We start from the raw sequence: 11,380 nt of genomic DNA, 5'->3' as shown, positions 1-11,380 counted from the left end.
CTGATTTTCCGGCAAAACGTGCCGGGAGAGTTATTCGATTGGTAGCGCAGTTGTGTATTTAATCTGTTCCATGGCAAAGCTCGACGTGACGTCCGACAGACCGGGAACGCTGTTTACCAGACGTTTGTAGAAGTCGTCATAGCGCTTCATGTCGGCAACCTGAACCCGCATCAGGTAGTCGTACTCCCCAGCCATGCGCCAGAAGCCCAGCACCTCCGGCATCTCACTGACCACCGTCACGAAGCGGCAATACCAGTCACTGCTGTGATGCTGGGTTTTAATGAGCACAAAGGCCGTTAACCCCAGCCCCAGTTTTTCCGGGTCCAGCAGCGCGACTTTGCCCACCAGAATGCCATCATCTTCCAGCCGTTTGAGGCGCTTCCAGCAGGGGGTGGTGGTCAGATTAACGGCATCCGCCAGCGCCTGCAAAGAGAGGGTGCAGTCCTGCTGCAACAAGGAGAGCAGCTTACGGTCAATTTTATCTAGCATACCGGCACCTAAGAGAAGAATTTTCTCCTTCCATTCTATTTTAAAGGCTAAATGGCAACAATTTTTTCCGTGCTTTTCGTTACTCTTGGCACAAAATGACAAATGGATATTAATGATGAACAGCACCTGGGTAAAAAATGCCATCAATGAGATTAATGCGGATTATCAGCGCTCGGCTGACACCCATCTCATCCGCCTGTCGTTACCCGCATTTCCGGGTATCCAGCTCTATCTGAAAGATGAAAGCACCCACCCGACCGGTAGCCTGAAGCACCGGCTGGCGCGTTCACTATTCCTCTATGGGCTGTGCAACGGCTGGATTAAAGAAGGCACGACCATTATCGAATCCTCTTCCGGATCAACGGCGGTGTCCGAAGCCTACTTCGCCCGCCTGCTGGGGCTGCCGTTTATTGCCGTCATGCCCGCCTGTACGGCAAAACGGAAAATCGAACAGATTGAATTTTACGGCGGTCGCTGTCATTTCGTGGACAGTGCCTGCGAAATTTATGCCGCTTCAGAACAGCTGGCGCGCGAGTTGAATGGCCATTATATGGATCAGTTCACCTATGCCGAACGCGCCACCGACTGGCGCGGTAATAACAATATCGCCGACAGTATCTTCCGCCAGATGCAGTGCGAGCCGCATCCCGTCCCGAAACACATTGTCATGAGCGCCGGAACCGGCGGGACCTCCGCGACCATTGGTCGCTACATTCGCTGCCAGGGTTATGATACACAACTGATGGTGGTGGACCCGGAAAACTCGGTTTTCCTGCCTTTCTGGCAGTCGCGTGACGCCACGCTGCGCAGCCTCGTCGGCAGTAAAATTGAGGGGATTGGGCGTCCACGCGTCGAACCGTCATTTATTGCCGACGTGGTCGATGAGATGCTGCGCGTACCTGACGCTGCCAGCGTGGCGACCGCGCACTGGCTGGAAACGCAACTGGGCCGCAAAGTGGGCGCCTCAACGGGCACCAACATGTGGGGCATGCTGCAACTCGCCGCCCGTATGCGTGAAGCCGGAGAAACCGGTTCGCTGGTGACGCTACTGTGCGACAGCGGCGAGCGCTATCTGGACACCTATTACCATGACGAATGGGTGAGTGCCCACATTGGCGATCTCACGGCGTCGAAAGCGGAACTGGTCCGGTTGTTGAATGTGAATTAAATCGAATCAAAAAAAACCGGGCATACGCCCGGTGCTGGTAGGGTCTCTCATTCGGGGGAATAAGGTAGATTTGGATAGTCCAGCCAATGTGTCAAAAAGTGTGATACCGCCTGATTGCGACAATGACCAATCACCGGTAAATGAGGAAGTTCGGCAATAAGTTGCGGCATGGCATTGCCCATGATCAGGCCCCGGCCGACGCTGCCAAGCATTTCGCGATCGTTCATGGCGTCGCCAAACGCCATACATTCCGCCAGCGACAGGCCCAGATGTCCGCTCAGTACTTCCAACGCAGAACCTTTGTTACAGCCCACCGGCAGCACTTCCAGGCAATCGACGGCTGAGAAACAGAGATGGGCCCGCGCGCCTAACACCTCTTCAAGCTGAATTTTCAGCCGCGTCAAATCGTCATGATCGCCACAGAAGCAGACTTTGGTCACCCGATCTGCCGGGATACGCGCGACATCCACTATCTGATAGCGAAACCCGCTGTAGACGTGAGCGTGTAGCATCTCGGGGATCTCTTGCCCGGTAAACCAGCCATTATCGTTAAAGATATGCATGCTCGCCTGCGTGTCCCAGCGCTGATGCAGGACGATCTCCGCAACCGCCGGTTCCAGATCCTGTCGATGCAGCACTTCGCCTTCCAGCGAGTGGATGCGCGTCCCGTTACCGGTTATCAGAAAAGCATCGAGTGAAAAGGTGCCGAGAATATGGCGCATTTCCAGCACATGACGCCCGGTGGCAAACGTCAGGGTAATATCGCGTTCGCGTAAACGCGCCAGAGTCGAGAGCGTTTCATCACCCAAAAGGTGATTTGGCATCAGCAGGGTGCCATCCATATCAAATGCAGCCAGGCGTGCCATCTCTTTCTCCACTCTGTGACGGATTAACTTGTGATTGAGTATCACCTGAGATATACGGAAGTAATAGTGAATAGATAAAAGAAATTGTTCCGGGTTTATATGCGACTTCTCAATCGGCTTAATCAATACCAGCGGCTTTGGCAGCCTTCTAATGGCGAACCGCAGAACGTGACCGTCGGAGAACTGGCTGAACGCTGCTTCTGTAGCGAGCGGCACGTTCGCACATTGTTACGCCAGGCGCAGGAATCGGGCTGGCTGGTCTGGGAAGCGCAGTCCGGACGTGGAAAGCGCGGACAGTTGCGTTTTCTGGTGACCCCGGAGTCATTACGCACCGCGATGATGGAACAGGCGCTGGAAAAGGGCCAACAGCTTAGCGTACTGGAACTGGCGCAACTGGCGCCCGGTGAACTGCGGGCAATGCTACAGCCCTTTATGGGCGGTCAGTGGCAAAACGACACACCCACGCTGCGTATTCCCTATTACCGCCCGCTTGATCCGCTACACCCTGGTTTTCTTCCCGGGCGTGCCGAGCAGCATCTGGCGGGGCAGATTTTCTCCGGTCTGACGCGTTTTGACAGCCTGACCCAGCTTCCCTGCGGGGACTTAGCCCACCACTGGGACATCTCCGCCGACGGGTTGCGCTGGGACTTCTATATTCGCTCGACACTGTTCTGGCACAACGGCGACGCGGTAGAAACCGCACAACTGCACCAGCGACTGCTGATGCTGCGCGAACTCCCGGCATTGAACCGGCTGTTTATCAGCGTAAAGCACATTGAGGTGACGCATCCTCAATGTCTGACGTTTTTCCTGCACCGTCCCGATTTCTGGCTGGCGCATCGGCTGGCAAGCTACGGCAGCCTGCTGGCGCATCCAGAGCATCCCATCATCGGAACGGGGCCTTTTCGTCTGACGCTGTTTACACCTGAACTGGTGCGTCTGGAAAGCCACGACTATTACCATCTCGCCCATCCATTGCTTAAAGCCATTGAGTACTGGATAACCCCCCAGCTTTTTGCGCAGGATCTGGGTACCAGCTGTCGCCATCCGGTGCAGATAACCATTGGTAAACCCGAAGAGCTCGCGACGGTAAGTCCGGTAAGCACTGGCATTAGCCTCGGGTTTTGCTATCTCACGTTGAAAAAAAGCCCCCGTCTGACGCCACGACAGGCTCGACGGCTGATAAGCCTCATCCATCGTTCTTCGCTACTGCAAACGCTGGATGTGAGGGAAAACCTGATTACGCCCTGTAATGAACTGTTGCCCGGCTGGGCCATCCCACAGTGGGAGGGGCTGGACGAGGTAGAACTGCCGAAAAAAATGACGCTGGTTTATCACCTGCCGGTGGAACTGCATACCATGGCAGAACGCCTGCGCCATACGCTGGCAACCCTGGGTTGCGAACTGACGCTGATTTTTCATAACGCGAAAACCTGGGATGGCTGCCAACAGCTTGCCGAAGCGGATCTGATGATGGGAGACCGACTGATCGGCGAAGCGCCTGAGTATACGCTCGAACAGTGGTTGCGTTGCGATTCGCTCTGGCCGCATGTGCTGGATGCGCCGACGTTCTCCCATCTTCAGGCGACGCTGGATGCGTTGCAAATCAGACCGGAAGAGGATCATCGCTATGCCGCACTGCGGCAGGTTTTCGCTGGCCTGATGAATGACGCCACGCTGACGCCACTGTTTAACTATCACTACCGTATCAGCGCGCCGCCGGGCGTGAACGGAGTGCGGCTGAATCCCCGTGGCTGGTTTGAGTTCACCGAAGCCTGGCTGCCGCCGCCGGCAGCGTGAAGAAGCTGGTCGACACGCGACTCTGGCGCTACCATAACGCTTTAGCAAATTTTCAGGATTAACCATGAAACGTGCCGTCGTAGTATTCAGTGGAGGTCAGGACTCCACCACCTGTCTGGTGCAGGCGCTGCATCAGTATGATGAAGTGCATTGCGTGACCTTTGATTATGGTCAGCGCCATCGCGCAGAGATTGATGTTGCACGCGATCTGGCCCTGAAACTGGGTGCGCGCGCGCACAAAGTACTGGACGTGACGCTGCTGAGTGAACTGGCCGTCAGCAGTCTGACCCGTGACAACATTCCGGTTCCGGATTACGAACCGGATGCCGATGGGATCCCTAATACCTTTGTCCCCGGACGCAATATTCTGTTTCTGACTCTGGCGGCTATTTATGCTTATCAGGTGAAAGCCGAAGCGGTGATTACCGGTGTCTGCGAGACCGATTTTTCCGGTTACCCTGACTGCCGCAATGATTTTGTCGAGGCGCTGAATCATGCCGTCAAACTGGGGATGGCGAAGGATATCCGCTTTGAAACGCCGCTGATGTGGATTGATAAAGCCGAAACCTGGGCGCTGGCAGACTATTGGGGCAAGCTGGATCTGGTGCGTGAAGAAACGCTGACCTGCTACAACGGCATTAAGGGTGACGGTTGCGGCCACTGTGCGGCCTGTAATCTGCGCGCAAATGGCCTGAATCATTACCTGGCGGATAAACCGGCCGTGATGGCCGCAATGAAGCAAAAGACCGGGCTGAAGTAACTGTGGGGTTCGCCGGATGGCGGTGCTGGCACCTTATCCGGCCTATTCGTTATGCAGGATGAATATGTAGGCCTGACAAGCGCAGCGCCATCAGGCAATAAGACGTTACTTCACCATCTGCTCCAGTTTTTCGCGTAACTCGCCTTCCAGCGGCAGCGCCTTTTGTGATTTCAGATCGATACAGACGAACGTAATGAGCGCATCGGCCACCACCTGCCCCTCAGGTTCCAGCGTAATCACCTGACTCAGAATACCGCTTTTCCCGTTTAGCTGTTGTACCTGACTGGTGACGGTCAGCAGGTCACTCAAAACCGCCGGGCGGCGATAGTTGATATTAATGTTGACCACCACGAAAGCGATATTGTGGGCGGTCATCCATTGGAAGCTATCGCTGCTCTCCAGACCATCCCAACGCGCTTCCTCCAGAAACTCAAGGTAGCGGGCATTATTCACGTGCTGATAGACATCAAGATGATAACCACGGACTTTAATCTGTGTTTGCATAGCGCAGAGACCTTACGTTTTTTATTAAAATATACTCAAAGGATTTCAAGTGGCAGAGAGGCCATAACTGGTATGACCTCTACTATCCTGGCAAATTTTTGCCACTGCGCAAGTTATTAAAGTGTTAAAACTGACAGATTACGTTCTACCAGCGAATTCCCCATCCCTGGCACCTGCTTAAGATCCTCTACCGTTTTAAACGGGCCGTATTCCTCGCGATAGCTGACTATCGCCTGTGCTTTCTTCAGACCAACACCATTCATCGCCCGCGCCAGTTCTGCTGCCGACGCGGTATTAATGCTGACCCTGGTGCCCTCTTCGGTGCTGGTTTTCTCCAAAACCGCAGCTTTGTTTTGCCCTGCGACCGGTTCTTGCGCGTGAGTCTCTACCGCCGTGCTTTTCGCTGCCGCTGTCGACGACGCCGCCAGTGTGCTTTGCGTCATCCCCGCGCAGGCGAATGAAAGAGTGATAAGTAGCGCTTTGATTCCATGTTTCATACTGTTTCTCCTTGTTTGTTAACAGTGGAATCACGATAGCGAGGCAAAAACCCACGAACAAATGGTAAATGTCAGAAATGGAAAAGGCCGCGAAAGCGGCCTTCAGGAGTTACAACAGTTGTGCAATGATTTGCGAGAAGCCTCGACGATTACGGCTGCTGATCCATTGCATCGCCGATTTTAATTTTCGCCTCTTTACGCAGGTTACTCATCAGCGCTTCAAAGACAATCTGCGCATTGTTCTGGGTGATCCCCTGAACCATCGCTTTCTTCTGCTCTTCCGGCATGGAACCCGCTTTCACGTCGTCCAGCGCCAGCAGAACCACATTGCCCTGCATGTCGTTGGCAATGCCATAGCTCGGCTTGTCCTTCGCTGGCAGGCTCAGACCAAACGCCGCCTGGCTAACCGGATCCTGGCCCGAACGACTCAGCGTTTTAGATTCGCCAAAACTCAGACCCGCGGCTCTCATCGCCTCTGCGCCTTTACCCGCCTTCAGCTCAACCAGCAGTTTTTCCGCATCCAGTTTAGCCTGTTGCTCCGCTTTGTTGTGCTTAACCTGCGCGATAACCTGATCTTTCACGTCAGACAGTGGCTTCACGGCTTCTGCTTTGTGCTCAGTGATACGCAGGACAAACGCGCGATCGCCATCCACGGTGATGATATCGGAGTTTCTGCCCGGCGCGCCGTTTTCTCCCAGCAGAGCGCCATCAAAAATGGCGTCAGATACCGGTTTGAAATTCAGCTCTTCCGGCAGGTTGTCATGGCTGAACCAGCCAGTCTGTACCGCTTTCGCGCCAGCCGCCTGTTCAGCGCCAGCCAGAGATTCCGTGTCATTGTTCGCCGCGTCGCTCACTTTCTGCTGTAAGGCAAAGTAAGCATCCAGCGCTTTTTCCTGTTTCACTTTCGCGGTGATGTCATCGCGGACTTCGCTCAGCGGCTTCACAATGGCCGGCTGAATGTCGTCCAGACGCACAACCAGGAAACCGACAGAGGATTTAATGACGCCAGAGAGCTGGCCTTTCTCTTTCAGCCCGGCATTTTTCAGCTCATCCGGCGTGGTTGCTTCTTCCAGCCAGCCCATATCGCCGCCGTTACGGGCAGAGATGATATCGGCAGATTTCTCTTTTGCCAGAGCCGCAAAGTCACCGCCTTTGTTCAGCGCGTCCAGAACCGCTTTTGCTTCATCTTCCGTTTTGGTCTGGATGATGCTGTAACGGTTACGCTGCGCCTGGGTGAACTGATCCTGATGCTGATCGTAATAAGACTGAATATCTTCATCACTGACCGGCTTTTGCATCGACGCCGCGTCCAGCTTGATATAGCTGACACGGAACTGTTCCGGGGTCATGAAGCTATTTTTGTGCTGCTCATAGTAGCTGGCCACTTCCTGGTCCGTCACCGACTGCTTCGCGGCAAGCGCGTTAACGTCAATCGTGGCTTCACGGACGATACGCTGCTGAGAGACCAGCGCCGCCAGTTCATCGGTCTCGCCTTTGAGCATGAAATCGGTACCCGCGACGCCGCTGATGAGTTGCTGTGTGGTCAGTTGATTACGCAGCGCCTGTGCATACTGGTCAGCGCTCATCCCCATCTGATTCACAATCGCGTTGTAGCGGTTGTTATCAAACTTGCCGTCAACCTGGAACGCTGGCGTGGAGAGAATGGCCTGCTTCACCTGCTCGTCGCTGATGCCCAGTTTGAGTTGGCGGGCATACTGGTCAAGCAGCGCTTCATCGATCAGACGATTGAGCGTCTGCTGGCGCAGGGTTTTCATGTAACCTTCGTTCGCCGCGAGTTCAGAATACTGATCGCCCAACTGTTGCTGCATGCGATTACGTTCGCTGTTGAACGCATTCTCAAACTGCCCACGGCTGATTTCCTGGTCATTCACTTTAGCGGCGTAGTTATTGCCTCCGCCAATCAGGTAACCACTCACGCCGGTCAGAATGAACGACACGATAATGATTCCGAAAATAATCTTGAGCACGAGACTGTTAGCAGCCGTGCGTAAGTTGTCCATCATGGTGTAACCACACTCCGCTGTAGGTGACTATACACTGCATCATTCAGGCTGCTTCGTCGTGAACGGCCCCGATGCAACGTGAATACCTTTGTGTATATACGCGTTACGCAGCATAACGTTTCCTGAACGCTGCGCATAAAGGTCTATTGTGACAAGAAACAGGGGCAATTGTCAGCCCACAACGAGTATAAAATCGCTGCAAAAATAAAAAAGGCACATCAATTGATGCGCCCTTGTACTGAGTCCTGTCCCCGGAAGGGGATCACGCTTAGTTTACTGCGTCTTTCAGTGCTTTACCTGCACGGAAACCAGGTACTTTGGCGGCAGCAATGGCGATCTCTTTACCTGTTTGCGGGTTGCGACCAGTACGGGCAGCACGCTCTTTAACAGCAAAAGTACCAAAACCTACCAGCGCAACGTCATCCCCTTCTTTCAGAGATTCGGTAACAGAAGCAATAATTGCGTCTAACGCACGCCCAGCCGCAGCTTTGGAGATATCAGCCCCTGCAGCAATTTTGTCGATCAGTTGAGATTTATTCACTCTTCTCTTCCTCATTATAATTTATATCGCACCTGAGTCCATCAAAGTACGACCGCGCAGCAGTTATATCAGGCCTGCCATGCCCTTACAACACCCGATAATGATGGCAAGCCCAATCCGTCATCTAAATTAGCTATACAAAAAAAGGCTGGCAAGTCCGAAATGGCCTGCCAGCCCTGTTTTTATTAGTGCTCTTTGCGCGAGGTCACTATTTTGCCGTCACAACCTGCATTCCAGAGGGTTCATTTTGCAAAGCGAGGGTCAAAACCTCTTCAATGCGTTTCACCGGATGGATGTCCAAATCGGCAATAACGTTGTCCGGAATCTCTTCCAGGTCGCGTTTGTTTTCATCTGGAATTAAGACCGTTTTAATACCACCACGGTGTGCAGCCAGAAGTTTTTCTTTTAACCCACCGATAGGCAGTACCTGACCACGCAGGGTGATCTCACCGGTCATCGCCACATCAGCGCGAACCGGGTTGCCGGTCAGGCAGGAAACCAGCGCCGTACACATCGCAATACCGGCGCTTGGGCCGTCTTTCGGCGTCGCCCCTTCCGGTACGTGAACGTGGATATCGCGTTTCTCGTAAAAGTCCGGATTAATACCCAGTTTTTCCGCGCGCGCACGCACCACGGTCAACGCAGCCTGGATAGACTCCTGCATCACTTCGCCCAGAGAACCGGTGTAGGTGAGTTTCCCTTTACCCGGTACGCAGGCGGTTTCGATGGTCAGCAAATCGCCGCCCACTTCCGTCCACGCCAGACCGGTCACCTGGCCGACACGGTTTTCATTGTCCGCACGACCATAGTCAAAGCGCTGTACGCCCAGGTAGTCGTGCAGGTTGTCGCCATTGATCACAATGTGTTTCAGTGACTTATCCAGCAGCAACTGCTTAACCGCTTTACGGCACAGTTTGGAGATTTCACGCTCCAGACTACGCACGCCCGCTTCACGGGTATAGTACCGAATAATGCCGATGATGGCGCTGTCGTCGACCGTCAGCTCACCTTTCTTCAGCGCGTTACGTTCGATCTGCTTCGACAGCAGGTGCTGTTTGGCAATGTTCAGCTTCTCGTCTTCGGTATAACCGGACAGACGGATCACTTCCATACGATCCAGCAGCGGCGCCGGGATGTTCATGGAGTTGGAGGTCGCCACGAACATCACATCGCTAAGATCGTAGTCCACTTCCAGGTAGTGATCGCTGAACGCCACGTTCTGTTCTGGATCAAGCACTTCCAGCAGAGCAGACGCCGGATCGCCACGCATGTCAGACGACATTTTGTCGATCTCATCGAGCAGGAACAGCGGGTTTTTAACGCCCACTTTGGCCATTTTCTGGATAAGTTTACCCGGCATAGAACCGATATACGTCCGACGGTGACCCCGAATTTCCGCTTCATCACGCACGCCGCCCAGCGCCATACGGATGTATTTACGCCCGGTCGCTTTCGCGATGGACTGACCCAGAGAGGTTTTACCAACCCCCGGCGGCCCCACCAGGCACAGGATCGGTCCCTTGATTTTGTTTACACGGCTTTGTACCGCGAGATACTCAAGGATGCGGTCTTTCACACGCTCCAGACCGTAATGGTCAGTATCGAGGATTTCCTGCGCCTGACGCAGGTCTTTTTTGACCTTGCTACGCGCATTCCACGGCACCTGTACCATCCAGTCGATGTAACCGCGAACGACGGTCGCTTCAGCCGACATCGGAGACATCATTTTCAGCTTCTGCAGTTCAGCTTCCGCTTTCTCTTTCGCCTCTTTCGGCATTTTCGCCGCGTCGATCTTCCGCTTCAGCGCTTCGTTTTCGTCCGGCGCGTCGTCCATTTCGCCGAGTTCTTTCTGAATCGCCTTCATCTGCTCATTCAGATAGTACTCACGCTGAGATTTCTCCATCTGCTTTTTCACGCGGTTGCGAATACGCTTCTCAACCTGCAGTAGATCGATTTCAGACTCCATCATCGCCATCAGATACTCCAGACGCTCGTTCACGTCTGACATCTCCAGCACGGACTGCTTATCCGCCAACTTCAGCGGCATATGGGCTGCGATGGTGTCCGCCAGACGCGCCGGATCGTCGATGCTGTTGAGCGACGTCAGCACTTCTGGTGGGATTTTCTTGTTCAGCTTGATATAGCCTTCGAACTGGCTGATAGCCGTCCGTACCAGTACTTCCTGTTCGCGCTCGTCAATAGCCGGCGAATCAAGATATTCCGCTTTCGCAGAGAAGTGCTCGCCGTTATCAGACAGCGCGGAAATACGCGCACGCTGCAACCCCTCGACCAGCACTTTGACGGTGCCGTCAGGCAGTTTCAGCATCTGCAAAATAGAGGCCACGGTCCCGACGGTGAAAAGATCGTTTACACCCGGCTCATCCGTTGATGCTTCTTTCTGGGCGACCAGCATGATTTTTTTATCATGGTCCATAGCCGCTTCCAGACAACGGATAGATTTTTCCCGCCCTACAAACAAGGGTATGACCATGTGCGGATAAACCACCACATCGCGCAACGGCAATACGGGGATTTCAATGCGTTCAGAACGCTCAGGATTCATAGAGCTCTCTCTTAGTTTAGTGTCCGCCAGGTAATCAGATGGCATAGCTGTGCTTCATGCCACCTTTAACATGTATGTCAGTATATGGGGATGTTTCCCACACATTCAACGCCATGTTTACGGAAAAATAAAAGGGGAGATAAAATCCCCCCTTTCTGATTAACTGAT

10 protein-coding genes are annotated in these 11,380 nt (G+C 53.8%); 3 read left to right on the top strand and 7 right to left on the bottom strand.

Annotation, left to right across the window (positions count from 1 at the left end; genetic code table 11):
* Window positions 1–30: 30 nt before the first annotated feature.
* The gene (gene decR / locus F384_RS01985; protein ID WP_046476416.1) at window positions 31–489 is read right to left on the bottom strand and encodes a DNA-binding transcriptional regulator DecR; all 459 of its coding nucleotides are present in this window, start codon (window positions 487–489) and stop codon (window positions 31–33) included.
* A gap of 112 nt (window positions 490–601) precedes the next feature.
* On the opposite strand from decR, the gene F384_RS01980 reads away from it, so the two are divergent.
* Complete coding sequence (locus F384_RS01980) at window positions 602–1,657, top strand: PLP-dependent cysteine synthase family protein (RefSeq protein ID WP_080949858.1); 1,056 nt, start codon at window positions 602–604, stop codon at window positions 1,655–1,657.
* A 47-nt stretch (window positions 1,658–1,704) separates the two neighbouring features.
* Here the strand turns inward: F384_RS01980 and cof are convergent, their stop codons facing one another.
* Window positions 1,705–2,523, bottom strand: a complete 819-nt coding sequence (cof, locus tag F384_RS01975) for an HMP-PP phosphatase (protein WP_046476411.1) — start codon at window positions 2,521–2,523, stop codon at window positions 1,705–1,707.
* A 99-nt stretch (window positions 2,524–2,622) separates the two neighbouring features.
* On the opposite strand from cof, the gene F384_RS01970 reads away from it, so the two are divergent.
* Together F384_RS01970 and queC are read left to right on the top strand one after the other, a co-directional pair.
* Window positions 2,623–4,323, top strand: coding sequence for an SgrR family transcriptional regulator (locus F384_RS01970; RefSeq protein WP_046476408.1), 1,701 nt, complete (start codon window positions 2,623–2,625; stop codon window positions 4,321–4,323).
* Window positions 4,324–4,387: 64 nt separating this feature from the next.
* Entirely contained in the window at window positions 4,388–5,083 is a 696-nt protein-coding gene (queC, locus tag F384_RS01965; protein WP_046476406.1) for a 7-cyano-7-deazaguanine synthase QueC, read from the top strand.
* A 105-nt stretch (window positions 5,084–5,188) separates the two neighbouring features.
* Here queC and fadM read toward each other — a convergent pair whose 3' ends face one another.
* The 5 genes from fadM to lon all read right to left on the bottom strand — a co-directional run bounded on the left by fadM (window position 5,189) and on the right by lon (window position 11,212).
* Window positions 5,189–5,587 (bottom strand): long-chain acyl-CoA thioesterase FadM, encoded by a 399-nt coding sequence (gene fadM, locus F384_RS01960; protein WP_043001576.1) that lies wholly within the window; start codon window positions 5,585–5,587, stop codon window positions 5,189–5,191.
* Between the two features lie 116 nt (window positions 5,588–5,703).
* Window positions 5,704–6,084, bottom strand: a complete 381-nt coding sequence (locus F384_RS01955) for a helix-hairpin-helix domain-containing protein (protein WP_046476403.1) — start codon at window positions 6,082–6,084, stop codon at window positions 5,704–5,706.
* Between the two features lie 149 nt (window positions 6,085–6,233).
* The gene (ppiD, locus tag F384_RS01950) at window positions 6,234–8,108 is read right to left on the bottom strand and encodes a peptidylprolyl isomerase (RefSeq protein WP_046476400.1); all 1,875 of its coding nucleotides are present in this window, start codon (window positions 8,106–8,108) and stop codon (window positions 6,234–6,236) included.
* Window positions 8,109–8,376: 268 nt separating this feature from the next.
* A complete protein-coding gene (gene hupB / locus F384_RS01945) occupies window positions 8,377–8,664 on the bottom strand; it encodes a nucleoid-associated protein HU-beta (protein ID WP_152754439.1) in 288 nt (95 codons plus the stop codon).
* A gap of 193 nt (window positions 8,665–8,857) precedes the next feature.
* The gene (gene lon / locus F384_RS01940) at window positions 8,858–11,212 is read right to left on the bottom strand and encodes an endopeptidase La (RefSeq protein WP_046476397.1); all 2,355 of its coding nucleotides are present in this window, start codon (window positions 11,210–11,212) and stop codon (window positions 8,858–8,860) included.
* Window positions 11,213–11,380: the final 168 nt, after the last annotated feature.

The organism is Citrobacter amalonaticus Y19 (assembly GCF_000981805.1).
GTDB classification, from domain to species: Bacteria; Pseudomonadota; Gammaproteobacteria; order Enterobacterales; family Enterobacteriaceae; genus Citrobacter_A; species Citrobacter_A amalonaticus_C.
Note: the sequence above shows the minus strand (reverse complement) of the source record. Positions and strands in the feature narration are given on the sequence as shown.